At 73.1% G+C, this 25,623-nt stretch carries 20 protein-coding genes; 12 read left to right on the top strand and 8 right to left on the bottom strand.

All coding sequences use genetic code 11. The features are described 5' to 3' along the window. Positions 1-463 precede the first annotated feature (463 nt). Entirely contained in the window at positions 464-1,390 is a 927-nt protein-coding gene (locus tag OG408_RS22330; protein WP_266781192.1) for a DUF3027 domain-containing protein, read from the bottom strand. Between the two features lie 420 nt (positions 1,391-1,810). On the opposite strand from OG408_RS22330, the gene OG408_RS22325 reads away from it, so the two are divergent. From OG408_RS22325 to OG408_RS22310, 4 genes are read left to right on the top strand one after another with little or no spacing between them, the layout of a single operon-like run. After that, positions 1,811-3,241 (top strand): MFS transporter, encoded by a 1,431-nt coding sequence (locus OG408_RS22325; RefSeq protein WP_326671568.1) that lies wholly within the window; start codon positions 1,811-1,813, stop codon positions 3,239-3,241. A 27-nt stretch (positions 3,242-3,268) separates the two neighbouring features. Beyond that, complete coding sequence (locus OG408_RS22320; RefSeq protein WP_266781188.1) at positions 3,269-3,748, top strand: DUF2771 domain-containing protein; 480 nt, start codon at positions 3,269-3,271, stop codon at positions 3,746-3,748. A 29-nt stretch (positions 3,749-3,777) separates the two neighbouring features. Further along, positions 3,778-4,482: a futalosine hydrolase gene (locus OG408_RS22315; RefSeq protein ID WP_266781186.1), complete on the top strand. Its 705-nt coding sequence runs from the start codon at positions 3,778-3,780 to the stop codon at positions 4,480-4,482. After that, positions 4,463-5,320 (top strand): 1,4-dihydroxy-6-naphthoate synthase, encoded by an 858-nt coding sequence (locus tag OG408_RS22310; RefSeq protein ID WP_266781184.1) that lies wholly within the window; start codon positions 4,463-4,465, stop codon positions 5,318-5,320. The genes OG408_RS22315 and OG408_RS22310 overlap by 20 nt, the downstream gene beginning before the upstream one ends. A gap of 18 nt (positions 5,321-5,338) precedes the next feature. Here the strand turns inward: OG408_RS22310 and OG408_RS22305 are convergent, their stop codons facing one another. Then, the gene (locus OG408_RS22305) at positions 5,339-5,722 is read right to left on the bottom strand and encodes a cold-shock protein (protein WP_285574602.1); all 384 of its coding nucleotides are present in this window, start codon (positions 5,720-5,722) and stop codon (positions 5,339-5,341) included. A gap of 206 nt (positions 5,723-5,928) precedes the next feature. Between OG408_RS22305 and OG408_RS22300 the strand changes: the two genes are divergently transcribed. Continuing rightward, positions 5,929-6,156, top strand: a complete 228-nt coding sequence (locus OG408_RS22300) for a hypothetical protein (RefSeq protein WP_266781182.1) — start codon at positions 5,929-5,931, stop codon at positions 6,154-6,156. Between the two features lie 16 nt (positions 6,157-6,172). Here OG408_RS22300 and OG408_RS22295 read toward each other — a convergent pair whose 3' ends face one another. Then, positions 6,173-6,787, bottom strand: coding sequence for an HAD family hydrolase (locus OG408_RS22295; RefSeq protein WP_442806057.1), 615 nt, complete (start codon positions 6,785-6,787; stop codon positions 6,173-6,175). 127 nt (positions 6,788-6,914) lie between these two features. Between OG408_RS22295 and OG408_RS22290 the strand changes: the two genes are divergently transcribed. Genes OG408_RS22290 through OG408_RS22280 form a run of 3 tightly spaced genes read left to right on the top strand, consistent with a single transcriptional unit; the run spans position 6,915 to position 9,822 of the window. Then, the gene (locus OG408_RS22290) at positions 6,915-7,925 is read left to right on the top strand and encodes a FecCD family ABC transporter permease (protein ID WP_266781178.1); all 1,011 of its coding nucleotides are present in this window, start codon (positions 6,915-6,917) and stop codon (positions 7,923-7,925) included. Continuing rightward, positions 7,922-8,992 carry a FecCD family ABC transporter permease gene (locus tag OG408_RS22285; RefSeq protein ID WP_266781176.1) on the top strand — a complete coding sequence of 357 codons (1,071 nt, stop codon included), beginning with the start codon at positions 7,922-7,924 and terminating at the stop codon, positions 8,990-8,992. Before OG408_RS22290 ends, OG408_RS22285 begins: the two co-directional genes overlap by 4 nt. Further along, entirely contained in the window at positions 8,989-9,822 is an 834-nt protein-coding gene (locus OG408_RS22280) for an ABC transporter ATP-binding protein (RefSeq protein ID WP_266781174.1), read from the top strand. Before OG408_RS22285 ends, OG408_RS22280 begins: the two co-directional genes overlap by 4 nt. Positions 9,823-10,273: 451 nt before the next feature. On the opposite strand, the gene OG408_RS22275 is transcribed toward OG408_RS22280, so the two are convergent. Next, positions 10,274-11,323, bottom strand: coding sequence for a hypothetical protein (locus OG408_RS22275; protein WP_326671561.1), 1,050 nt, complete (start codon positions 11,321-11,323; stop codon positions 10,274-10,276). A 75-nt stretch (positions 11,324-11,398) separates the two neighbouring features. Between OG408_RS22275 and OG408_RS22270 the strand changes: the two genes are divergently transcribed. Further along, entirely contained in the window at positions 11,399-13,849 is a 2,451-nt protein-coding gene (locus OG408_RS22270) for a helicase C-terminal domain-containing protein (RefSeq protein ID WP_285573031.1), read from the top strand. 568 nt (positions 13,850-14,417) lie between these two features. Further along, the gene (locus tag OG408_RS22265; protein ID WP_266781168.1) at positions 14,418-16,061 is read left to right on the top strand and encodes a DNA repair helicase XPB; all 1,644 of its coding nucleotides are present in this window, start codon (positions 14,418-14,420) and stop codon (positions 16,059-16,061) included. A 1-nt stretch (position 16,062) separates the two neighbouring features. Here OG408_RS22265 and OG408_RS22260 read toward each other — a convergent pair whose 3' ends face one another. Next, positions 16,063-16,245 (bottom strand): hypothetical protein, encoded by a 183-nt coding sequence (locus OG408_RS22260; protein WP_266781166.1) that lies wholly within the window; start codon positions 16,243-16,245, stop codon positions 16,063-16,065. 340 nt (positions 16,246-16,585) lie between these two features. Here OG408_RS22260 and OG408_RS22255 point away from each other — a divergent pair, with 340 nt between their 5' ends. Next, positions 16,586-18,652: a HelD family protein gene (locus OG408_RS22255; protein WP_266781164.1), complete on the top strand. Its 2,067-nt coding sequence runs from the start codon at positions 16,586-16,588 to the stop codon at positions 18,650-18,652. 44 nt (positions 18,653-18,696) lie between these two features. Here the strand turns inward: OG408_RS22255 and OG408_RS22250 are convergent, their stop codons facing one another. Together OG408_RS22250 and OG408_RS22245 are read right to left on the bottom strand one after the other, a co-directional pair. Next, entirely contained in the window at positions 18,697-21,348 is a 2,652-nt protein-coding gene (locus tag OG408_RS22250; protein ID WP_326671559.1) for a glycoside hydrolase family 9 protein, read from the bottom strand. A 260-nt stretch (positions 21,349-21,608) separates the two neighbouring features. Next, the gene (locus OG408_RS22245; RefSeq protein WP_266781162.1) at positions 21,609-22,298 is read right to left on the bottom strand and encodes a copper homeostasis protein CutC; all 690 of its coding nucleotides are present in this window, start codon (positions 22,296-22,298) and stop codon (positions 21,609-21,611) included. 252 nt (positions 22,299-22,550) lie between these two features. Between OG408_RS22245 and OG408_RS22240 the strand changes: the two genes are divergently transcribed. After that, complete coding sequence (locus OG408_RS22240; RefSeq protein WP_442806056.1) at positions 22,551-24,854, top strand: heavy metal translocating P-type ATPase; 2,304 nt, start codon at positions 22,551-22,553, stop codon at positions 24,852-24,854. 43 nt (positions 24,855-24,897) lie between these two features. Here the strand turns inward: OG408_RS22240 and OG408_RS22235 are convergent, their stop codons facing one another. Beyond that, positions 24,898-25,524 (bottom strand): GNAT family N-acetyltransferase, encoded by a 627-nt coding sequence (locus OG408_RS22235; protein ID WP_285573018.1) that lies wholly within the window; start codon positions 25,522-25,524, stop codon positions 24,898-24,900. Positions 25,525-25,623 lie beyond the last annotated feature (99 nt).

Here is a 25,623-nt window from a genome sequence, read left to right as displayed (position 1 = left end):
TGTGCGGGTGCCCCGCGGGGTGCGCCTTCGTCCGGTGGGTGGGGGTGGGTGCCCTCCGGGGCGTCTCCTCAAAAACTGGCGTGGCAACCGGAGACGTAGCGGGGGCCGGGTAGTACGCCATTTTTCTGCGGGGACCCCCCTGCACGCCCCCACCCGGCCCGCCATGCGTCTGAACACCGGCCCAGCTTTCTGCCGCAGACGCTCGGCGGCCGGGTCCGGGGCCGTGCAGGGGAGTCCCCGCAGGACGACGAACGGATACCGGGCTCCCGCCGCGTGGGACTGGAAACGTTCGTCGTTTGAGGAGACGCCCCGGAGGGGCACCGGACCCCCACCCACCGGGGAACGGCGCCCCGGGTCGCGGGGAACCCGCACCAACAAGCCCGTCCGGCGATTGAGGACGGAACCCCGCACCAAGGACCGGGGCACGGAAGGCGCACGCTGCCGCCCGCCCAAGGGCCCCGCCTCAGGAGTGGCCGAGGTCCGCCGTCGGGGCGTCCGGTTCCGCCGGCACCGAGCCGGAGTCCCGCGCCGGTCGCAGCGGGTACTCGTCCACCTGCATCGTGTCCAGCGCATGCGGCGCCGGCTTCGGCGGCTTCGGCATCACCGCGGCCTCCGAATGCCCACCGCAGCCGTACGACAGGGACACCACGTGCCCGTCCGCCGGACCGAACTCGTTCGCGCAGACCCCGAAGGCCTGCTTCAGGGAACCCGCGAGCGGCACCAGGAAGGCGCACGACACACACGTCGCCGGGGCCGCCTGGGCCATCGGCGTCTTCGCGCCGAAGCCCTCGTCCCAGCGGTCGGCCGCCGCGTGCAGCCCGTACCGGGACAGCACCCGCGCACGCCGCATGCCCAGCTCGTCCGCGACGGCCGCGATCGAACCGCGGCGCGGCGGCTCCGGGCGCGTCGTCAGTTCCGCGTCCTCGGACTCGACGAGGTCGGCCAGCTCGCCCGAGACCGCGGAGTTCGGCGGCACCTCGTCCTCGCCGGTGTAGCCCGGCTCCAGGCGCAGGTCGTCCGCCTCGGTGGGCAGCAGGTCGCCCGGCCCCATGTCGCCCGGCCGCAGCCGCTCGCTCCACGGCACCCACTCCGGCGCGAGCAGCGCGTCGGTGCCCGGCAGCAGGACCGTCTCGTCCAGCGTGACGTTCTTCGCGCGGGAGGCCCTGGCGACCGTCACCGCCCAGCGCCAGCCCCGGTAGGCCGGGTCCTTGCACTCGAAGTAGTGCGTGACGACCCGGTCCCCCTCGGGGATCACGGCCACATGCTCGCCCACCACCCCGGGCGCGGCCGCTTCCTCGGCCGCCGCGCGGGCGAGGTCTACCGCCTCGGCGCACAGACGGTCGGGAACGGGGGTACGGGCCGTACGGCTTCGCGTCGTCGCAGCACTCACAGGTCTCGCTTCTCTCCTACGCCAGTCTCACGAGCGCGCCAGCACATCCATCGATTTCGGCCATTCGGTTGCGGGCGGAGCGGACCTGGGGGCCGCGTCGACGTCCACACCCGTTTGTGCCTGCCTCGGGCGCACCTTCTTCGATCCATTCTGCGGGATCGCCGAGAGGCGCGCGGCCAAGAACAACCGCCGGTGGCGCGCTACGCACGCTACCCTCTCCGCCGCTCCCCGCCCACCTGCCCGTCCCAAACGACGCCGTATCCGACACCGTATTGCGCGGGAAGCGCGCTCCGCTGCCCTCTTGATCCGGGCCGCCGCACCCCCTGCGACCTGCCCGATCACTCACCCGACAGGGCGGTGGACCACGCGCCCCGCGCCGATCTCGGTTCGCGATGCCGGGGACTGGGGCACTATGACCAAGTGGCTTCTGCCAGGTCGCACGACGAATCCGGCCCGCTCCGCAGAACGGGCCGGACGATCGGTCATGCCCTCCACACCCCGTTCACCGGAACCGCCAGGGGCATCCGGAAGGCGACGCACGCCCACGGGGCGGGCGAATCCGGCCTGGGCAAGCTGATCGAACTGCACGCGGTGAACGGCGCGGGCGACGTGATGATCACGGTCGCGCTCGCGTCGACGGTGTTCTTCTCCGTGCCGACGGACCAGGCCCGCGGCCGCGTCGCGCTGTACCTGGCCGTCACGATGGCACCGTTCATCCTGCTCGCCCCGGTCATCGGCCCGCTCCTGGACCACCTCCCGCACGGCCGCCGCGCCGCGATGGCGGGCTCCATGCTGGCCCGGGCCGTGCTGGCGCTCACCATGTCGGGCGCGGTCGCCACCGGCGGCCTGGAGCTGTATCCGGCGGCCCTGGGCGTCCTGGTCTGCTCGAAGGCGTACGGGGTGGTGCGCAGCGCCGTCGTGCCGCGGCTGCTGCCACCCCGCTTCTCGCTGGTGAAGGCGAACTCGCGGGTCACCCTCGCCGGTCTCCTGGCGACGGGCGCGGCCGCGCCCGTCGGGGCGGGGCTGCAGACCATCGGGCCGCCGTGGCCGCTGTACGGCGCCTGCGCGATCTTCGTCGGCGGTGCCGTCCTCGCGTTCACGCTGCCGCCCAAGGTGGACTCCGCGAAGGGCGAGCGCAAGGCGCAGCTGGTGCCGCCGCACGGCGAGGGCCCCGGCCGGCCCGAACCGCTGCGGAAGACCGCCACGCCGAAGAGCGGGAAGAAGCCGGCCAAGGAGAAGAGCGGCGAGAAGCGGCCCGGGCTGCGCTCCGTCGGCCCGTCCGTCCTGCACGGACTGCAGGCCAACGCCTCGCACCGGGCGCTCTCCGGCTTCCTGATCTTCTTCCTGGCGTTCCTGCTGCGCGAGCACCCGCTCGCCGGGCAGAGCGCCGCGATCTCCCTCGGCATCGTCGGCGTGGCGGCCGGGGTGGGCAACGCGCTGGGCACGGCGGTCGGCTCCTGGATCCGGGCCCGCGGCCCCGAGATCATCATCGCCTCGGTGCTGGGCCTGGCCCTGGGCGTCGCCGTGCTGGCCGCCGTCTTCTTCAGCACGGTGATGGTCGCCGCGCTGGCGGCCATGGCCGGGTTCACCCAGGCACTGTCGAAGCTGTCGCTGGACGCGATGATCCAGCGCGACGTGCCGGAGGAGGTGCGGACCTCCGCCTTCGCCCGTTCGGAGACGCTGCTCCAGATGGCCTGGGTGGCCGGCGGGGCGATCGGGATCGCCCTCCCCCTCAACGGCGTACTGGGCATGTCGGTCGCCGCGAGCATCCTCGCCCTCGGCGCGGCGGCGTCCGTACGGGGTCTGCTGGGCGCCGCGCGGCGCGGCTCGCCGCACCCCCGCGTGGCGTGAGCCGGAGCGACCGATAGCCTTCGGCCCATGACCGTTGCGTTCTTCTCCGGTAAGGGCCGTCGAATCGGCGTCGCTCTTGGTGCCGTGTCCGCGGGACTCCTTGTCCTCTCCGCCTGCGACAAGCCGACGCCGCTCGCCACCGTGACGGTCGGCGACAACTCGGTGAGTACCGAGGCGTCCTGCTACAACGACGGCAAGGCCCTCAAGGAAGCCGACATCAAGGGCTGCCTCAACAAGAAGGCCGAGAAGACCGTCAAGGTCTCGATGGAGGACCAGGTCCACTTCGGTGTCGACCCCGAGGTCGCGGACAACGGCTGGACCATCTTCATCAACGGCCAGCAGGCCGAGCAGGCGCCCAACAAGAAGACCTACCGCTCCATCGCGGGCAGCGCCTTCTTCGCCAGCCAGACCGGCGAGACCACGGACAAGACGCAGCTCAGCATCGTGGAGACCAAGGGCAAGGAGCTGCTGGGCATCTGGCACTTCGAGCTCAAGAAGACCGACTGACCCCCTCCCGACCTCGGAGGACTCCTCCCGTGCGTGTGCTCGTCGTGACCGCTGTCCCGGTGGAACGGGACGCGGTCACGCGCGCGTTCGGGCCCGCTGACGCGGTGTCCGTCCGTACGGTGCCGGGCGCGGAGATCCACCGCGCGGGACCGTTCGACGTCCTCGCGGGCGGTGCGGGACCGTCGGCGGCGGCCGCCTCCGCCGCGTTCGCCCTGGCCGCCGACCGCTACGACCTGGTGATCTCGGCCGGCATCGGCGGCGGTTTCGCCGGTGCCGCTCCGGTCGGCACGCTCCTCGTCGCGGACGCGGTCGTGGCCGCGGACCTGGGCGCCGAGACCGCCGGGGGCTTCGTCCCCGTGACCGCGCTCGGCTTCGGGCGCGACCGCTTCACCCCGCCCCCCGCGCTCGTACGGGAGACGGCTGCGGCCACCGGCGCGCGGACCGGCACCGTCCTCACCGTCTCCACCGTCACCGGCAGCGCAGGGCGCGCCGCCGCCCTCCTCGCCGCGCACCCCGGCGCGGTCGCCGAGGCCATGGAGGGCTTCGGGGTCGCGGAGGCGGCCGACCGGCTCGGTGTCCCCGTCCTGGAGATCAGGGCCGTCTCGAACGCCGTCGGCCCGCGCGACCGCGACGCCTGGCGCATCGGCGACGCGCTGAGCGCGCTCACCGAGGCGTTCGGGCAGCTCACCCCCGTACTGGAAGGCTGGATCCACCATGACCGACACGACTCCTGACCCGCTGCGGATCGCCTTCTCGCCGTGCCCGAACGACACGTTCGTCTTCGACGCCTGGGCGCACGGGCGGGTCCCCGACGCGCCCGCGCTCGACGTCACGTTCGCGGACATCGACATCACCAACGGCATGGCCGAGCGCGGTGAGCTGGATGTGCTCAAGGTGTCGTACGCGGTGCTGCCCTGGGTCCTCGACGAGTACGCGCTGCTGCCGTGCGGCGGGGCGCTGGGGCGGGGCTGCGGACCGCTCGTGCTCACGAAGGAGGCGGGCACGGACCTGACGGGCAGGACCGTCGCCGTGCCCAGCGAGCGCTCCACCGCCTATCTGCTGTTCCGCCTCTGGGCCGCCGACCAGGTGCCCGGCGGGGTCGGCGAGATCGTCGTCATGCCGTTCGACGAGATCATGCCGGCGGTGCGCGACGGCAAGGTGGACGCCGGTCTCGTCATCCACGAGGCCCGTTTCACGTACCAGAACTACGGACTCCACAACCTGGCCGACATGGGGCGGCACTGGGAGGACACGACCGGGCTGCCGATCCCGCTCGGCGCGATCATCGCCAAGCGCTCCCTGGGCGCGGACACGCTGAAGCTGCTCGCCGAGTCGGTGCGCACCTCGGTGCGGATGGCGTGGGACGACCCGGAGGCCTCCCGCCCCTACGTCCTGGAGCACGCGCAGGAGATGGACCCGTCCGTCGCCGACCAGCACATCGGTCTGTACGTGAACGAGTTCACCGCCGACCTCGGCGAGGACGGCTACGCGGCGATCCGCGGTCTGCTGACGCGCGCCGCGGCCGAGGGACTGGTTCCGCCCCTCGGCCCGGACGCGCTGTCGTTCGTCTGATCCGCCCGCGTCCGCCGGCTACACGTCGAGCTGGTCCGCGACCGCGCGCAGCAGACCGGCGATCTTGGCGCCCGCCGCCTTGTCGGGGTAGCGGCCGCGCTCCAGCATCGGCGTGATGTTCTCCAGCACGGTCGTCAGATCCTGGACGATCGACGCCAGCTCGTCCGGCTTGCGGCGCTGGGCCGCCGCGACGGACGGGGTGGGGTCGAGGATCGCCACGGAAAGCGCCTGGTCACCGCGTTGTCCGGCGACCACGCCGAACTCGACGCGCTGGCCGGGCTTGAGTGCGTCGACTCCGTCGGGAAGCACGGACGAGTGCACGAAGACGTCGCTGCCGTCGTCGCGGGAGAGAAAGCCGAAGCCCTTCTCGCTGTTGAACCACTTGACCTTGCCAGTCGGCAAAGCACGCACCCCATCTCAACCCGTATGCCGGAACAGAGCCTCAGCAGGTCAGGCCGTCCTGTGGTCGTGCTCCCCTGCTGGCAGAAGCCTCCACAGGTGAAGTACCCCTCGTCAAGCCTGGTCATCCGGACTCTGTCCGGAAACGGCACCTGCTTCTTCGACCGGCCGCCCTCGGGTGCTCCGCCGCCGGGAACTACCCTGGCGGGGTGAGTACTCCCACTTCCGGCGCCGGTGACCGGCTGGTCCGTATCGGCGCGATCGTCTTCTTCGTCGGCGCCGTGTGCACCCTGGTCACGATGGCCCCGCTCTTCCTGGGCACGGACCCGCTGCCGTCGGTCGCCTGGTCGCTCTGCATGCTGATGGGCGTCGGCTTCCTGATCGCCGCGGCGGGCGTGGTCCGGTCGGTGCGGGCCGGGTCGCCCCAGCGCCGGTGACGACGGGGCGTACGCCCTACGCCCGGTAGCTCTCCAGCCACGCCGGGAACTCCGTCAGCGACGTCAGCACCACGTCCGCGCCAGCAGCACGCAGCTCGGCCTCGTCGCACGGGCCCGTGGTCACGCCCACCGACAGCGCGTCCGCCGCCCGTGCGCCGCGCACGTCTCCCGTGTGGTCGCCCACGTAGATCCCCGCCCCGTGCTCCCGCAGCGCCTCCGCCTTCCGCTCGGCCCACAGGCCGCCCACGATCACGTCGGGCTCTATGCCGAGGTGCGTGAGGTGAAGCTTCGCGCTCGGCTCGTACTTCGCGGTCACGACCATCGTCCGGCCGCCGAGCGCGCGGATCGCCTCGACCGACTCCCGCGCACCCGGCATCGCCAGCGTCGGGCCGATCCCGTATGTGGGATAGATCTCGCGGTAGCGGTCGGTCATCGCGGGCACCGCGGCCGCCGGGAACCAGTTCGCGAGCTCCTCCTCAAGGGGCGGACCGAGCCGGGTCACCACCAGGTCGGTGTCGATCCACACCCCCGTCTCGGCGGCGAGTGCCTGGTAGACGGCCTTGATGCCGGGCCGGGAGTCGATGATCGTCATGTCCAGGTCGAAGCCGACCGTCAGCGCGTGGGAAGCCATGCCCTCCATTGTGCCGAGCGCCCGCGCGCGGCGTACCCCTGTTCGACCCCGCACAGCCTCCGCATAGGCTAGCCAAGCCTTACTTCGCTCTGCCTTGTCCCGCTTGCCCGCCTGTCTATGAGGATCGATGTCAGCCGCCGCACCACGCCGTTCCAGACGCGCTCTCGCGACGGCGGCGGCCGTCGTGGCGCTGCTGCTCGCCGTACTGCTCAGCCTCGCCGTGGGGGCGCGCTCCATCGCCCCGTCCGCCGTCCTCGACGCCCTGCTGCACGGCGGCCACTCCGACGCCGCCGAGGTCATCCGGAACATGCGGGTGCCCCGCACCCTGATCGGCCTGATGGTCGGCGCCTCGCTCGCCCTCGCCGGCACGGTGCTCCAGGGCATCACCCGTAACCCCATCGCCGATCCCGGCATCCTCGGCATCAGCCAGGGCGCCTCGGTCGGTGTGGTGCTGGCCATCGCGTACGCGGGCATCCACACGCTCACCGGATACGTGTGGTTCGCCTTCGCGGGCGCCGCCATCGCCTCCGTCGCCGTGTACGCCATCGCCTCCAGCGGGCGCGGCGGCGCGACCCCGGTGAAGCTCGCGCTCGGCGGCGCCGCGATCAACGCGCTGCTGGTGTCCGTGACCATGGCCGTGCTGACCACGAAGGCGTCCGCGCTCGACGAGTTCCGGTTCTGGCAGGTCGGCTCGATCGCCGGCCGCGAGGCCCAGGTCGCCCAGCAGATCTGGCCGTTCCTCCTGATCGGGACGGTCCTCGTGCTCTGTGTGGCGCGCGGGCTCGACGCGCTCGCGCTCGGCGAGGACATGGCGAAGGGCCTCGGCCAGAAGGTCGCGACCGTACGGATCGTCGGCGGCATCGGAGCCACCGTCCTGACCGGCGCCGGGGTCGCCGCGGCCGGCCCGATCGCGTTCATCGGGCTCGCCGTCCCGCACATCGCCCGCGCGATCGTCGGCAGCGACCACCGCTGGGTGCTCCCGATGGCCGCCCTGATCGGACCCGTGATGCTGCTCGTCTCCGATGTCATCGGCCGGATCGTCTTCCCGCCGAGCGAGGTGCCCGCCGGGGTCATGACGGCCCTGATCGGGGTGCCGTTCCTGGTCACGCTGGTGCGCCGGAAGGCGGTGCCCGCATGAGCGCCCCGACGGCCGCCGTGCGGCCCGCCGGCTACGGCCTCGTACGGATCGGGTCGCGCGGACGGTTCCTGCTGCACCGCCGGGCCGCGGTCGTCGCCGCCGTCCTCGTCGTGCTGCTGGCCGTCGTCTGTGTCGCGTACCTCTGTGTCGGCGAGAGTTTCGTCGCGCCGTCCGAGGTCGTGAACGTCGTCCTGGGGCGGCCGTCCCCGGACGAACTCGTCGTCGGCACGCTGCGGCTGCCCCGCATGGTCGTCGGTCTCCTCGTCGGCCTCGCCTTCGGGATCGCCGGCGCGCTCATCCAGACCGTGGCCCGCAACCCGCTCGCCAGCCCCGACATCATCGGCATCAGCCAGGGCGCGAGCGCGCTCACCGTCGGCGCGATGACGTACGGCATCACCTCGTACACCGTGCTGCCCTACCTCTCGGTGATCGGCGGGGTCGCGGCGGCCGCGCTCGTCTACCTCTTCGCCTGGCGCGGCGGGCTGCACGCCACCCGCTTCGTCCTGATCGGCATCGGCTTCGCGATCGCGCTGCGCTCGGTCACCACCCTGTTCCTGACCAAGGGCGACTACCTCGTCGCCCAGCAGGCGCAGATCTGGATGACGGGCTCCCTCAACGGCCGCGGCTACGACGAGGCCGCGCCCATCGGCTGGACGCTGCTGATCCTGCTGCCCGCCGTCCTGTGGGCGGCACGCGCCCAGCGCAGCGTCTCCATGGACGACGACACCGCGACCGCGCTCGGGGTCCGGCTGGGCAGGACCCGGCTCGGGCTCGTCGCCCTCGGCGTGATCCTGGCGTCCGTGGCCACCGGCACGGCCGGGCCCGTCGACTTCGTCGCGCTGCTCGCCCCCCAGATCGCCCGCCGCATGACCCGCACCGCGCAGATCCCGCTGCTCTGCTCGGCGCTGCTCGGCGCGGTGATCGTCGTCTTCGCGGACCTGCTGGCCCGCAGACTCTTCTCCCCCACCGAACTCCCGGTGGGCGTCCTGACGGCGGCGGTCGGCGCCCCGTACCTGATCTGGCTGATCATCCGCGGTCACGGTGGCCGCAGGGGAGGCAACGCATGACCACGACCCGGCAGCAGGACGCCGTACCCAGCCGGCTGCGGGCACGGGAGCTGACGCTCGCGTACGAGGACCGCACCGTCGTCCACGAGCTGGACCTCGCCGTCCCCGACGGGAAGGTGACCGTCATCGTCGGGCCGAACGCCTGCGGCAAGTCGACGACGCTGCGCGCACTCGGCCGGCTCCTCAAACCGCGCGGCGGGGCGGTCCTCCTGGACGGCAGCGAACTGTCCGGCATCCCCACCAAGAAGATCGCCCAGTCGATCGGGCTGCTCCCGCAGACCCCGGTGGCGCCCGAGGCCATCACCGTCTCCGACCTCGTCGCCCGCGGCCGCCAGCCCCACCAGCACTGGTGGCAGCAGTGGTCGCAGGACGACGAGCGGGCGGTGACCGAGGCCATGGAGCGCACCGACATCACCGCCCTCGGCTCCCGGTCGGTGGACGAGCTCTCCGGCGGGCAGCGCCAGCGCGTGTGGATCGCGATGGCCCTCGCCCAGGACACCGACCTGCTGCTGCTCGACGAGCCGACCACCTACCTCGACATCGCCCACCAGGTGGAGGTCCTCGACCTGGTCCGCCGGCTCGCCACCCCGGCGGCGGACGGCACCCGCGGCCGGACCGTGGTGACGGTCCTGCACGACCTGAACCAGGCCGCCCGGTACGCCGACCACCTGGTCGCCATGAAGTCCGGCCGGATCGTCGCCGAGGGCCGCCCGGAGGACGTCGTCACCGCCGAGCTCGTCCGCGAGGTCTTCGGCCTCGAGGCCGTGATCGTCCCCGACCCGGTGACGGGCTCGCCGCTCGTCGTACCGGGAGCGCCCTGGCGGCCGTAGCCGCCGTGGTGCGGGGTGCGGGGTGCGGGGTGCTGTGGTGCGGGGTTCCGTCCTCAATCGCCGGACGGGCTTGGGTGCGGGTGCTCCGCGACCCGGGGTGCGCCGTTCCCCGGTGGGTGGGGGTCCGGGGCCCCTCCGGGGCGTCTCCTCAAACGACGAACGTTTCCAGTCCCACGCGAACGAACCCCGGTATCCGTTCGTCGTCCTGCGGGGACTCCCCTGCACGGCCCCGGACCCGGCCGCCTTGCGTCTGCGGCAGTCGTTTCGTCGGTGTTCAGACGCACGTGAGAGTGGGTGGGGGCGTGCAGGGGGGTCCCCGCAGAAAAATGGCGTAATACCCGGCCCCCGCAACGTCTCCGGTTGCCACGCCAGTTTTTGAGGAGACGCCCCGGAGGGCCCCCACCCCCACCTACCGGACAGAGGCGAACCCCGGAGCACCCACCGCTGGACCTCAACGCCCGCCCGGCCGAGGGCCCCGCGCCCGCCACACCAGGTAGAGCGCGGAGGCCACGGCCGCCCCCCGCACCACCCACGGCCACGTCTGGCCGATCGCCGGGCCCATCTGCCCCTCCGGGATGGGCGCGCCCCACCGGCCGTCCATCCGGCCCCACAGCCACACCAGGGCCGCCACGGCGACCGCACCGGGCAGCCCCATCGCCGCCCACTTCGCCTGCGCCCGGGACAGCTTGCGCGTGCCGTACGCGAGCCCCCAGCCGGCCGCCAGCACCGGCACGGCGGCCTGCGGGGTGTCCAGCACCGCACCGGCCACCAGCAGCACGGCGGCGAGCAGAAGCAGCGGGTGCGAGAAGCCGCGCCGCGCCCCCTCCTCACGGACCCGGACCCGGCGCAGCCGCGGCAGCCGCCGGCGCGGCACGGCGGCCTCCTCCGCGGCCTCGTCGTCGTACTCCTCGTCGTCCTCTTCCTCGGCCTCGGCCTCGGCTTCCTCTTCGTCCTCGTCGTCCGGCACCGGAGGCCGCAGCACCGCCGGGATCTCCACCCCGCCCCGGAAACCCGGCACGTCCGTGCCCGCGCCGAACTCGCCGAACGGGCCCGGGGCGACGCTCCACCAGTCCGTGCCGTCCCCCGAGGACGGGCCGAGCTCCTCCGAACCCGCACGGTGCGGCGGGGACGGCGCCGGCACCGCTCTTGCGGCCTCCGACGCGCCCTTGCGCGAACTGTCTTTCCGGAGCTTCGCCCGGCGCGGGCGCGGGACCCCCGCCGGCTTCGCGGCACCCTGTTCCGGCTCCTGCGGCAACAACGGCGTACCGTCCCCCGACAGGGCCGCCGCCGCGACGAGTTCGTCCGGGGTTCCGAGCCCCCCGATGATGCGGCGCACCGCCCCGGGCGTGTCCGCGGCCTGCTTCACCCGCTGCCGGTCGATCTCGCTCCGCAACGCCGAGACGAGCCTCATCCGGGTGCCCGAGGACAGCTGTTGCTGCTGCGCCAGGTCCCCGACCCGGCTCAGGTAGTCGTAGACCAGCTGGTCGCTCTCGATCCCCACGCGATGGTTCCCCTCTACGGCCCTGCACCGACGGTAGCGCCCTCGGGCCTGTCCGGAGCGACTACCGTGGGACGGATGGGGATGACCACACCACCGCGGACGCTCGCCGAGGCTCTGCGCGCCCGGGACGACGAGTCACTGGCCGGGCTGCTGCGTGCCCGTCCCGACCTCCTCAGCCCCGTGCCCGGCGACATCACCCAGCTCGCGACGCGCGCCGGCACCCGTGCCTCCGTCGTCCGCGCCCTGGAACACCTCGACCGTTTCGCCCTGCAGACCGCCGAGGCGCTGGCCGTCGCGCCCGACCCGGCGCCGTACGACACGCTGCTCGGCCTGCTCACGGGCGACGGCCGCGACGACGGGGAGCACCGGGACGACGCGGGCGCCGCGATCGTGGCCGCGCTGCCCCGCGCCCTGGGCACCCTGCGTGAACAGGCCCTCGTCTGGGGGGAGGACGACCGGCTGCGCCTGGTGCGCACCGCCCGCGAACTGCTGTCGCCCACGCCGCAGCACCCCTCCCCCACCGGCCTCGGGCCGACCATCGCCGAGGCCACGGCCGGCATGTCGCCCGGCCGCCTCCAGGAGATCCTCACGGCCGCCGGACTGCCCGCCACCTACGACCCGGTGTCCGCGGTGACCGCCCTGTCCGCGCTCTTCACCGACCGCACCCGGATGGGCGAACTCCTCGACACCGCGCCGGTGGAGGCGCTGGCCGTACTGGACCGGCTGGTCTGGGGCCCGCCGTACGGCGAGGTGACGCCGAACCCCACCCCGCCCGTGAAGTGGCTGCGCGACCGCGGGCTCCTGCTGCCCGTGTCCACCCGCACCGTCGTCCTGCCGCGCGAGGCCGCCCTGCACCTGCGGGCCGGACGCGCCCACCGCGTGCCCGAACCGCAGCCGCCCGCCGTCGTGGCCGTCGCCGAACGTGATCCACAGGCTGTGGACAGCGCCGCGGCCGGCCAGGCGTTCCTCGCCGTCTCCACCGTCGAGGAACTACTGAAGAGCTGGAACGGCGGCGGCCCCGCCATACTGCGGGCCGGCGGCCTCAGCGTCCGCGAACTCAAGAAGACCGCCGCCGTCCTCGACGTCTCCGAACCCCTCGCCGCGTTCTGGATCGAACTCGCCTACGCGGCCGGGCTGCTGGCCTCCGACGGCGAGGCCGACGAACGGTACGCGCCGACGCCCGCGTACGACGACTGGACCGAACTCTCCGCCCAGGACCGCTGGGTGCGGCTCGCCGCCGCCTGGCTCGCCGCCACCCGCACCTCCGGGCTCGTCGGCGGCCAGGACGCCAAGGGCCGCGCCCTGTCCACCCTCGGCCCCGAACTGGACCGCTCCGCCGCGCCCGAGGTACGCCACCGGGTCCTCGCCCTCCTCGCCACGCTGCCGCCCGGCACCGCCCCCGACCCGGAAACGCTCCTCGCCCGGCTCCGCTGGGAACGCCCGCTGCGCGGCGCCTCCACTTCCGCCGGGGACACCACCGACCTGCGGTCCCGGCTCGCCCTGTGGACGCTGAACGAGTCCGAGCTCCTCGGCATCACCGGCCGCGGCGCCCTTGCCTCGCAGACCCGCGCCCTGCTCTCCGGCGGGCCCGCCGAGGCCGCCGCCCGGCTCGCCCCGCTCATCCCGGAACCCCTCGACCACGTCCTCCTCCAGGCCGACCTGACAGCCGTCGCGCCCGGCCCGCTGGAACGCCCCCTCGCCGACACGCTCGGCGTCCTCGCCGACGTCGAGTCCAAGGGCGGCGCGACGGTCTACCGCTTCACCCCCGGCTCCGTACGCCGCGCCCTCGACGCCGGGCAGTCCGCCGCCGACCTGCACGCCTTCCTCGCCGCGCACAGCCGCACGCCGGTCCCCCAGCCGCTCAGCTACCTCATCGACGACGTCGCCCGGCGCCACGGGCACCTGCGGATCGGTGCCGCCTCCGCGTACGTACGCTGCGACGACGAGGCCGTCCTCAACGAGATCCTCGCCGACAAGCGCTCCGCCACACTGCGGCTGCGGCGGCTCGCGCCCACGGCCCTGGCCGCCCAGACCGACCCGGCCTCCCTCCTCGACGGCCTGCGCGACATGGGCTACGCGCCCGCCGCGGAGTCCGCCGACGGCGACGTCCTGATCACCCGCGCGGGCGCCCGCCGCACACCGCCGCGCACCGCCCCCGTCCCCGTCCCCGAGGGCCCGCCCCTGCCCGACCCCACGCTGCTGGGCGCGGCGGTCCGGGCGATCCGGGCCGGGGACACGGCGGCCACGGTCGTCCACAAGGAGACGGGCCCCTCCTCGCCCGCCGGCGCCCTGCCCCGCACGACCTCCGCGGAGACCCTGGTCACCGTCCAGGCCGCGGCGATGACGGGCTCCGCGATCTGGATCGGCTACGTCAACGCGGAGGGCGCGGCGAGCCAGCGGGTGATCGCCCCGGTCCGCGTCGAGGGCGGCTACGTGACGGCGTACGACCACACGGCGGACGAGGTCCGCACGTACCCGCTCCACCGGATCACGGGCGTCGCAGAACTGGCGGACGACCAGAGCTGACGGGGTTCCGTCCTCAATCTCCCCCATAGCCTTAAGGGCATGGGGGGACCCCCTCGACAGGCTTTTGCGCGGGTCCCCCGTGGGGCGCGAATGCCCGGTGGGTGGGGGTGGGGGCCCTCCGGGGCGTCTCCTCAAAAACTGGCGTGGCAACCCGACACGTTGCAGGGGCCGGGTAGTACGCCATTTTTCTGCGGGGACCCCCCTGCACGCCCCCACCCGGCCCGCCATGCGTCTGAACGCCGACGAGACGACTGCCGCAGACGCTCGGCGGCCGGGTCCGGGGCCGTGCAGGGGAGTCCCCGCAGGACGACGAACGGATACCGGGCTCCCGCCGCGTGGGACTGGAAACGTTCGTCGTTTGAGGAGACGCCCCGGAGGGGCACCGGACCCCCACCCACCGGGCAGGCGCCCCCGGGTCGCGGGGAACCCGCACACACCAAGCCCGTCCGGCGATTGAGGACGGAACCCCGCACCACAGCACCCCGCACCACGACCACAGATGCGGCACACTGGAGGTTTGGCCAACCCGCCGCCCCCGTGGGCGGCCCCGCAGAAAGGGCCGAAGCGCGTGACCGGACCCCTCATCGTCCAGAGCGACAAGACGCTGCTCCTGGAGGTCGACCACGAGCAGGCCGACGCCTGCCGTCGTGTGATCGCCCCCTTCGCGGAGCTGGAGCGTGCGCCCGAGCACATCCACACCTATCGGCTGACCCCTCTCGGGCTGTGGAACGCGCGGGCGGCGGGGCACGACGCCGAGCAGGTCGTCGACGCGCTCGTGAAGTACTCCCGCTACCCCGTACCGCACGCGCTGCTCGTCGACATCGCCGAGACGATGGACCGCTACGGCCGGCTGACGCTGTCCAAGCATCCGGTGCACGGGCTGGTGCTGACGTCCACGGACCGGCCGGTCCTGGAGGAGATCCTGCGGTCGAAGAAGGTCCAGCCGCTGGTGGGGGCCCGGATCGATCCGGACACCGTGGCGGTGCACCCGTCCGAGCGCGGGCAGGTCAAGCAGACGCTGCTGAAGCTGGGCTGGCCCGCCGAGGACCTCGCGGGGTACGTGGACGGCGAGGCGCACCCGATCGAGCTGGACGAGAGCGGCTGGGCGCTGCGGCCGTATCAGCAGCAGGCGGTCGAGGGGTTCTGGCACGGCGGTTCGGGTGTGGTCGTGCTGCCGTGCGGCGCGGGCAAGACGCTGGTCGGGGCGGGCGCGATGGCGCAGGCGAAGGCGACGACGCTGATCCTGGTCACGAACACGGTGTCGGCCCGGCAGTGGAAGCACGAGCTGGTGAAGCGGACGTCGCTGACGGAGGAGGAGATCGGCGAGTACAGCGGTACGCGCAAGGAGATCCGGCCGGTCACCATCGCGACGTACCAGGTGCTGACGACCCGGCGTAAGGGGATCTATCCGCACCTGGAGCTGTTCGACTCCCGCGACTGGGGTCTGGTGATCTACGACGAGGTGCATCTGCTGCCCGCGCCGGTGTTCAAGTTCACCGCCGATCTGCAGGCGCGGCGCCGGCTGGGGCTCACGGCCACGCTGGTGCGGGAGGACGGCCGCGAGTCGGACGTCTTCTCGCTGATCGGGCCGAAGCGGTTCGACGCTCCGTGGAAGGAGATCGAGGCGCAGGGCTACATCGCTCCGGCCGACTGTGTCGAGGTGCGGGTCAATCTGACGGACTCGGAGCGGCTGGCGTACGCGACCGCCGAGGCGGAGGAGAAGTACCGGTTCTGCGCGACGACGGCGACGAAGCGGAAGGTCACCGAGGCGCTGGTGCGCAAGCACAAGGGTGAGCAGACGCTGGTCATCGGGCAGTACATCGACCAGCTCGACGAGCTGGGAGAGCATCTGGACGCCCCGGTGATCAAGGGCGAGACCACCAATGCCCAGCGCGAGAAGCTGTTCGGCGCCTTCCGGGAGGGTGAGATCAGCGTGCTGGTCGTGTCGAAGGTGGCGAACTTCTCCATCGACCTGCCGGAGGCCACCGTCGCCATTCAGGTGTCGGGTACGTTCGGCTCGCGTCAGGAGGAGGCCCAGCGGCTGGGCCGGGTGCTGCGTCCGAAGGCGGACGGGCACGAGGCGCGGTTCTACTCGGTGGTCGCGCGGGACACGATCGACCAGGACTTCGCGGCGCACCGCCAGCGGTTCCTGGCGGAGCAGGGTTACGCGTACCGGATCATGGACGCGGACGAGCTGCTGGCGGAGGGCTGACTCAGCGGCGGACGCCCGCCTCTTCCGCGTACTCGCCGAGGACGACGACGCCGAACGCGGCCCGGGCGAAGATCCTGACGGCGCGCAGGGCGTCTCCGGCCCGGTGGCTGTGGGGGTGACCGGTGGCCGCGGTGGCGCCGTGCGCGGGGCCGGTCCTTCTGGGGTTCAGGGTGACGGTGCTCATGTCTTCCATGGTGCTCCGGACGGGCGCGTCACCGCGTCGGTCCGGAGACGGAAGCCCGGGGGCGGCCGTCTCCCTCTGTGGTCGCACGGCGTCCCCTACGGGGTGGAGGCGTGCCGGTATTCGTTCGCGCCCGGGACGGGTGGTCGCTAGAATCGCCGGTCTGCCCGCCTCCCGCACCGTGGTACCGGCCGCCCGCAAGGGCCTGTCCGGCAGCCGGGGGAGCGCCGCCGACCGGACGGAAACCGGCCGACAGCCAGTGATCGATTCCCGAGCGGACCGCACCCCACGTACACGGGGCGATGCGGTCCGCCGTCCTGCGTTGAATGCCGGAGGCAACACCGTGCCCGCGCACGAACACGAAAGCGACACCACCACCGACCCCCTCGCGCACGAGCGCGCCCACCTCGCCGCATCGCGCGCCGCGCTGCGCGCGATGCGCGAGGACGCCCAGGCCCTCGACATCCGCGACGTCACGGCGAACTGGGTGAACGCCGCCGTCCTTCAGGCGCAGATCACCGACCGCATCAAGTCGCTCGCCGACCTCGCCCACACCCCGCTGTTCTTCGGGCGGCTGGACTACCTCCACGTGGTCGGCGCCGAGCAGGCCGAGGGCGCGGAGGGCGAGCAGTTCTACATCGGGCGGCGCCACGTCCATGACGCCGGCGGCGACCCGATGGTGATCGACTGGCGCGCGCCGGTCTCCCAGCCGTTCTACCGGGCGTCCCGGAAGGATCCGCTGGACGTGGGCCAGCGGCGCCGCTTCGGCTACACGGGCGGTGAGCTGACCGCGTACGAGGACGAGCACCTCACCGACCCCTCGGAGGCGGCGCAGACCAGCAAGCTGCTCCAGGCGGAGATCGAGCGGCCGCGTGTCGGTCCGATGCGTGACATCGTCGCGACGATCCAGCCGGAGCAGGACGAGATCGTCCGCAGCGGGCTCGGCGGCACGGTGTGCGTGCAGGGCGGGCCGGGCACCGGGAAGACGGCCGTGGGCCTGCACCGGGTCGCGTATCTGCTGTACGCGCACCGGGAGCGGCTGGCCCGCACCGGGACCCTGGTCATCGGGCCGAACAAGTCGTTCCTGCACTACATCGAGCAGGTGCTGCCGGCGCTCGGTGAGCTGGAGGTGAAGCAGGCGACCGTCGACGACCTGGTGACGGCACAGGTCGAGGTCCGGGGCACGGACGAGGCGCGGGCCGCCGTGGTGAAGGGCGATGCCCGGATGGCGGAGGTGCTGCGGCGGGCGATCCGTTCGCACGTGACCATGCCGACGGAGCCCGTGATGGTGGTGCGGGGGTCCCGCCGCTGGCGCGTTCCGGCGTACGAGATCGAGGAGATGGTCAAGGAGCTGCTGGACCGCGACATGCGGTACGGAGCCGCCCACGAGGCTCTGCCGCAGCGCATCGCGCATGCCGTGCTGGTGCGGATGGAGGAGGCGGGCGAGGCGCCCGACGACCGGGTGCAGAACGCGGTGGCGCGGAATCCCGCGGTGAAGGCGGCGGTGAAGGCGGCCTGGCCCGCGGTCGATCCGTCGAAGCTGGTGCTGCGGCTGCTGTCGGATCCGGAGTTCCTGGCCGCGCAGGCGGACGGGCTGCTGACCGAGGACGAGCAGAAGACGATCCTGTGGGCCAGGCCGGCCCGCAGTGTGAGGTCCGCGAAGTGGTCGGCGGCGGACGCGGTGCTGATCGACGAGGCGAACGACCTGGTGGCGCGTACGCACTCGCTCGGTCATGTCGTCATCGACGAGGCCCAGGACCTGTCCCCCATGCAGTACCGGGCGGTGGGCCGGCGGTGCTCGACCGGTTCGGCGACCGTGCTCGGGGACCTGGCGCAGGGCACGACGCCCTGGTCGACGCAGAGCTGGGAGCAGGCGCTGCACCATCTGGGGAAACCGGACGCGATGGTGGAGGAGCTGACGGCGGGCTTCCGTGTGCCGCGCGAGGTGATCGCGTACGCGTCGCGGCTGCTGCCGGTGATCTCACCGGGTCTGGCCGCGGTGGAGTCGGTACGTGAGTCGCCCGGTTCGCTGTCGGTGCGGGAGGCGGCGGACGGGCTGGACGCGGCGGTGGTCGCGGCGTGCGTGGAGTCGCTGCGGCAGGAGGGGTCGACGGGTCTGATCGCCGCGGACGCGCGGATCCCCGCACTGGCCGAGGCGCTGACGGCGGCGGGGCACACGTATCTCTCGCCCGGTCAGGAGACGACCGCCGAGTCCCGGCTGACCCTGGTGCCGGCGTCGCTGGCGAAGGGTCTGGAGTACGACTACGTGGTGCTGGACGAGCCGGCGGCCGTGGTGGACGGCGAGCCGGACGAGCGGACCGGGCTGCGCCGGCTGTACGTGGCCCTGACCCGTGCCGTGTCCGGGCTGATCGTCCTTCACTCGGCCCCGTTGCCCGCGCAGTTGGGCTGAGGGGATGGGGCGGTGTGCGGGGCTCCCCCGCACACCGCTCCCGTTCAGGCCGTTGTGCACGCCCTCCCGTTCAGCTTGACCGTTCCCGGGTCGGCCGCCGGACCCGAGAGGCTGCTGTTGAACCCGAAGTCGACCGCCGCTCCCGGGGCCAGGGTGCGGTTCCAGGACAGCGGCGCCGCGGTGACCGTCCGTCCGTACTGGGCGAGTTCGGCGCTCCAGGTGTGGCTGAGCTTCTGGTCGCCCGGCAGCAGCCAGGTCAGGGACCAGGGGGTGAGCGCCTCGGTTCCGGTGTTCTTCACCGTGACCGTGGTGGTCGATCCGGTGCGCCACGGGTGCGAGGAGTACGTGACGGTGCAGGCGCGGGCCGGGCCCGTGCCGGCTCCGGCGTCGTCCAGGTAGGAGGCGACGAAGGCCAGCGGTGCGTTCCAGTTGATCGCGACCTCGTTGGTGGCGTACGAGCCGTTGTCGTCGAGGTAGCACATCGCCGCCGCGCACCCGTTGAGCTTGGCCGCGGCCTCCGGGTCGCCCGAGGTGGGGGCGGTGAGGTTCGGTCCGCCCGCGAGGGAGCCGGCGGGCGGGTGGGGCAGGGACGGGTCGCTCTGGTGGGCCCAGACCCGGTGGTGCTGGTTCTCGGAGCTGCGCTCGCCGTATCCGGTGACGTACGACTGGTTGAGCGGGTTGCGTCCGAAGAGGTAGTCGGCGCCGCGCAGGACGGCGTCGCGGTACGCGGCCCTTCCGGTGAGGTCGGCCGCGGTGGCCAGCACGATCATGTTGTTGAGCACCTGGCTGTTGGAGCCCCAGACGTAGTTCTGGCCGGCCGGGGCGTAGGGCACGCCGTACGCCTGGTCCTCGGTCTGTGCCGCGTAGCGGTCGGCGGCGGTGGTGACGACCGTGCGGACCTGTCCCAGTTGGGCGGCGGTCAGGTCGTTGGGGACGGTGGCGAGGGTCAGGACGCCGAGCCCGGCGGTCTCGCCCCACCACATGCCGCCGTCGGCGGGGAACGCCGCGTCGGTGTCGCCGTGCAGCGGGGAGCCGAGGAGGGCCTGGCGGTAGGTGCCGGCGCCGGTGGTGGTGAAGAGTTCGGCGGCGGCCCAGTAGAACTCGTCGGAGACGTCGTCGTCGCTGTACGTCCCGCCGCCCGTCCCGTCGTTCGGGTCGGCGAGCACGTCCGGGTGGGCCTTCGCCGCGGTCCACGCGGTCTCGGCGGCGGTACGGCACCGGGCGGCGAAGTCCGCGTCGTACGGGGCGAAGAGCCGGGCGCACTGGGCGGCGGTGGCGGCCAGGTTGAGGGTCGCGGCGGTGGTCGGCGCGTGCAGCTCGCGCTGCTGGGGGTCCTGGTCGGGCATCATCGGCAGCCCGGTCCACTGGGCGTCGTGCATCTTGTGGTGGACCATGCCGGCGAGCGGCTGCCCGGCCGGGACCTGCATGCGCATCAGGAAGTCGAGCTCCCAGCGCGCCTCGTCGAGGATGTCCGGCACGTCGTTGCCGTGTTCGGGCACGCGCAGCGCGCCGTCGCCGAGTTCGGCGGACTCCGCCCCGTCGGCCGTCAGGGTCCGCTCGTAGGTGTCCATGAGTTCGGCGACCGCGATGCCGCCGTTGACGACGTACTTGCCCTGGTCACCGGCGTCGTACCAGCCGCCCCGCACATCGAGCCGGTAGTCGCAGACCCCCGGCCGGCAGGGCACGTCCGTGTCGCCCTTGTTGGGGGCGACGCCGAGGTGTCCGGCGGGCCGGGCGTACTGCGCGCCGACGAGGTCCGCGTCGATCTCGATGCCGCTGCGGTTCTGGTAGAAGTACGCCAGCGAGTCGCCGCGCAGCGAGTCGTACAGGTCGGACCCGATCGAGAAGGGTTCGCTGACCTGCCCGTCCACCTCGACGGTGTAGCCGTCGCCCGGGGTGGTGACGGCCCCGAAGTCGAAGGTGTGGACGTTCTGGCGGGACGTCGGGTCGACGCCGCCCGGGACGGTGGTGCCGGTGGCGGCGGCCGTTCCGTCGGCGGCGCGCAGGGTCCAGGTCAGGGGCGCGGTGGCCTCGGTGACGAGGGTGCCTTCCTTGGGGCCCTGCGGGAGGTAGCCGACCTGGTTGACGCGGACGGGCGACCCGGTGTCGGGGACGTACACGGGTGGTTCGGCGCCGCCGCGCAGGGACACGTCGTCGAGACAGAAGGTGGTCGCCTCGTCGCCGCCGCCGATCTGGAAGGCGACCTGGGCGGCGTCGCGGTCGGCGGTCGCGGTGAAGACGTGGGTGACGGGCACCGCATCGGTGCCGATCGGGTCGGTCGCGGAGAGGTCGGTCGTGTACGGCTCGGTGGCCAGCTGGACGTTGGTGTGGATGGAGAGCGGGGTGGTGGACGTCGCCGTGTAGGTGAGGGTGTACGTCTCCCCCGCGACGAGCGGGATGTCGTTCTGGCCGACGATCACGTCCCACGGGTTGGCCGTTCCCGCCGGCACGTCGGTGCAGAGCCGGCCGTCGGTGACGGCGGCGGCGGTGTTGGCCGTCCACCACCAGGGCGCTGTGCCCGCGGAGAAGTCGCCGTTGGTGATCTGTTCCGGGGCGGGGTCGGCGTCATCGGCGGCGGCGCCGGGTGCGGTGAGGGCACCGGCGAACAGTGCGGCGAGGGCTAACGCGCCGAGTACACGGCGGCCGTGCGGGGCGCGGGCGCGGCCGGTGGGGGACGGGGGCGGGGAGGCGTTCACCGGGGGCCTTTCGGTAGGGGGCGGGCGGAACGTCGGGAAAGAAACGGTGGAGATGGCGCGCGTGGTGGGAACGCTCCCATGTGCGAGGCGCAAGGCCGGGGAGGCATCGTGGGAGCGTTCCCACACCGCCGGTTCATTGTGGCGCCGGGGGTGATTGTTGCGCCAGGGTCATGACAGCACCAGCCCGTGCGGCCGGGCCGGAAACGGCGGCGGGGCGGGTGCCGTCGCCCGGCACCCGCCCCGCCTCGCACGCGACCGCCCTACGCGTCGAGCACGTCCCGCCACTCCCGTACCGCCGCCGCGTCCACCGGTCCCGACCAGCCGCCCGGCCGGGCGGCGCCGCCGATGTGGACGGCGTCGATGCCCGCGTCCAGCAGCTCCGGCAGGTGCTCCAGCCGCAGGCCGCCGCCGACGAGGATCTGCGGCTCGTACCCCGGCTCACCCTTGCGTGCCGCCTCGACCAGCAGTGTGGGGATGCCGTCGTCGACCCCGGCGGGCGATCCCGCGGTGAGGTACGTGTCCAGGCCCGGCAGGTCCGCGAGGGACTTGCGCAGTGCGTCCCGGTCGGCGGCGCGGTCGATCGCGCGGTGGAACGTCCAGTTGCAGCCGTCCAGTCCGGCGACGATCCGCTCGACCGCGACGAGGTCGGCGTGGCCGCCCTCGTCCAGGAAGCCGAGCACGAACTCGTCGGCACCCTCGGCCCGCAGCTCGCGCGCCTTGCGGACGAGTATGCCGACGTCGCCGGCCGCGAAACCGTCCGCCACTCTGAGCATCACCCGCAGCGGGATGTCCACCGCGGCCCGGATCGCCGCGAAGGTCGCGCAGGACGGGGTGAGACCGTCCGCCGCCATGTCGGTGACCAGTTCGAGCCGGTCGGCACCACCCGCCTGGGCAGCGACCGCGTCCTCCGCGTCGAGAGCGATCACCTCCAGGACTGCACGGTTGCTCATGGGATCCCAATCCTCCAGGAAGCAGCTATAGGTCTAGTCCAATGGGCAGCCTACGGGGCGGGCGGCCGGGGGCACAGCCGCACCGTGAACGTGAAGATACGCGAGGTCAGACGGCCGACCGGCAATCGGACGCGCGCGGGCCACCGCCCCACGGCCGATCACCCTTGCGTCCGGATAGGGGCAGGGGGTATACCTGAATCAGCATCGCATACCCCTAGGGGGTATGAATGATCCAGTGAACGAGGAGGCACCGTGTCCGCGCAGACCGCAGCCACCACCGGCACCACCGTCCCCGGTGACCCCACCGGTGACGGCGCCGCCGCAGAGGTCGAGCTCGCCATCGGCGGCATGACCTGTGCCTCGTGCGCGGCCCGTATCGAGAAGAAGCTCAACCGGATGGACGGCGTCGAGGCCACCGTCAACTACGCCACCGAGAAGGCCCGGGTCAGCTACCGGGGCGCGGACGTCTCCGTACAGGACCTGATCGCGACGGTCGAGAAGACCGGCTACACCGCGAAGGAGCCCGCGCCCCCGGCCGTACGGGCCGACGACGGGCCCGGGGAGGGCGAGGCGGCGGACGAGCTGCTTCCGCTGCGGCAGCGGCTGGTCACCGCGGTCGTCCTCGCGGTGCCGGTGATCGCGATGGCGATGATCCCGGCCCTCCAGTTCGACAACTGGCAGTGGCTCTCCCTCACCCTCGCCGCCCCCGTCGTCACGTACGCCGCCTGGCCCTTCCACCGCGCCGCGTGGACCAACGCGCGGCACGGCGCGGCCACCATGGACACGCTGATCTCGGTCGGCACATCGGCCGCTTTCCTGTGGTCGGTGTGGGCGCTGTTCTTCGGCACCGCCGGGATGACCGGCATGACGCACCCCTTCGAGCTGACCATCGGCCGCAGCGACGGCGCCGGGAACATCTATCTCGAAGCGGCCGCCGGAGTGACCGCGTTCATCCTGGCCGGGCGCTACTTCGAGGCCCGCTCCAAGCGGAAGGCGGGCGCCGCGCTGAAGGCGCTGCTCGAACTGGGCGCCAAGGAGGTCACCGTCCTGCGCGACGGCCGCGAGGTCACCGTGGGCACGGCCGATCTGCGGGTCGGGGACCGGTTCCTGGTCCGGCCCGGCGAGAAGATCGCCACGGACGGCACGGTGGTGGAGGGCAGTTCGGCGGTGGACGCGTCGATGCTGACCGGTGAGTCCGTGCCCGTCGAGGTCACGGCGGGCGACCCGGTGACCGGCGCGACGCTGAACGCGGGCGGCCGGCTCGTCGTCGAGGCCACCCGGATCGGCGCCGACACCCAGCTGGCCCGGATGGCGAAGCTCGTCGAGGACGCGCAGAACGGCAAGGCCGCGGCGCAGCGGCTGGCCGACCGGATCTCCGCGGTGTTCGTCCCCGTCGTGATCGCGCTGGCGCTCGGGACGCTCGGCTTCTGGCTGGGCAACGGGGCGGGCCTGACAGCCGCGTTCACGGCCGCCGTCGCCGTCCTGATCATCGCCTGCCCGTGCGCCCTGGGCCTCGCCACCCCGACCGCCCTCATGGTCGGCACGGGGCGCGGCGCGCAGCTCGGCATCCTGATCAAGGGCCCCGAGGTCCTGGAGACCACGCGCCGGGTGGACACGATCGTCCTGGACAAGACCGGCACCGTCACCACCGGGCGGATGACGCTCGTCGACGTCCACACCGCCGACGGCACCACCGAGGCGGACGTCCTGCGCCTCGCCGGCGCTCTGGAGCACGCATCCGAGCACCCCATCGCCCAGGCCGTCGCCACCGGAGCCACCGAGCGGACCGGCACCCCGCTCCCCTCCCCCGAGGACTTCGCCAACATCCCCGGGCTCGGCGTCCAGGGCGTCGTGGAGGGCCACGCCGTCCTCGTCGGCCGCGAACAGCTGCTCGCCGAGTGGGAGATCCGCCTGCCCGTGGAGCTGTCCCGGCGCAAGGCCGCGGCGGAGGCCGCGGGCCGGACAGCCATCGCGGTCGCCTGGGACGGCGAGGCGCGGGCGGTCCTGGAGGTGGCCGACGCGGTGAAGGACACCAGTGCCGAGGCGATCCGACGCCTGCGCGGACTCGGTCTGACGCCGATCCTGCTGACCGGTGACAACCGGGCGGTGGCGCAGGCGGTCGCGGCCGAGGTCGGCATCGAGGAGGTGTACGCGGAGGTCATGCCACAGGACAAGGTCGACGTCGTCAAGCGCCTTCAGCGGGAGGGCCGTTCGGTCGCGATGGTCGGTGACGGGGTGAACGACGCGGCCGCCCTGGCCCAGGCCGATCTGGGCCTCGCGATGGGCACGGGCACGGACGCGGCGATCGAGGCCGGTGACCTGACGCTGGTGCGCGGGGACCTGCGGGCCGCGGCGGACGCGATCCGGCTGTCGCGCAGGACGCTGGGCACCATCCGTACGAACCTGTTCTGGGCCTTCGCCTACAACGTGGCAGCGCTGCCGCTGGCCGCGGCGGGGCTGCTGAACCCGATGATCGCGGGTGCGGCGATGGCGTTCTCGTCGGTGTTCGTCGTCGGCAACTCGCTTCGGCTGCGCGGGTTCCGGGCGGCCGCGTAGGGGTGCAGGCCGTCGTGCGCGGGAGTGGGGCCGGCCCGGTGGGTCAGGTCCTGCGCCCGCGTGCGACGCGTTCCTCCATGGCCTTCCGCCGGTCCGGCCACTCCTGCGCGGTGACCGAGAAGATCGCGGAGTCCCGCAGCATTCCGTCCTCGCCGGGCACCGAGGAGCGGGACCAGTTGCGCAGCACGCCCTCGAAGCGCGCTCCCGTCGCCTCGATGGCGGCCCGGGAGCGGCTGTTGCGCGCGTCCGTCTTCAGGTCGACGCGTGCCACGCCCCACACCTCGAACGCGTGCCGGAACAGCAGGTACTTGGCCTCGGCGTTGATGCCGGAGCCCTGGGCGGACGCGGCGAGCCAGGTGAAGCCGACCTCGATCGCGCTCAGGATGTCCTCGTCCAGCCAGTGCCGCGGTTCCCAGTAGGCCGTGACGCCGACCGCGCGGCCGGACGCCCGGTCCACCTGCGCGTACGGGAACAGCTTCCCGGTGGCGGTGCGGGCCAGCTGTTCGTCGAGGTATCCCTCGATCTCATGGGCGCGGGGCACCCAGGTGAAGCGGTACGAACCCCGGTCCTCCTCCGCCGCCCGGGCCAGGTCCCGCGCATGCCGGTGCCCCAGCGGTTCCAGGCGCACCCGCGAGCCCTCCAGAACCGGTCCCTCCAGCGTGAACCCCATCGCGCACCCCTCCGCTTCCGTCCTCGGGCACAGTCCGCGACGTAGCGTTCCAGAGGCGGCGGTCCGTGTCGCGCGAATAAGCGCGGGCCGGCGTTGCGG

This window comes from Streptomyces sp. NBC_01257, assembly GCF_035917255.1.
Taxonomy (GTDB): Bacteria; Actinomycetota; Actinomycetes; order Streptomycetales; family Streptomycetaceae; genus Streptomyces.
The sequence above is the reverse complement of the archived record's forward strand: the minus strand, read 5'-3'. Positions and strand labels throughout refer to the sequence as shown.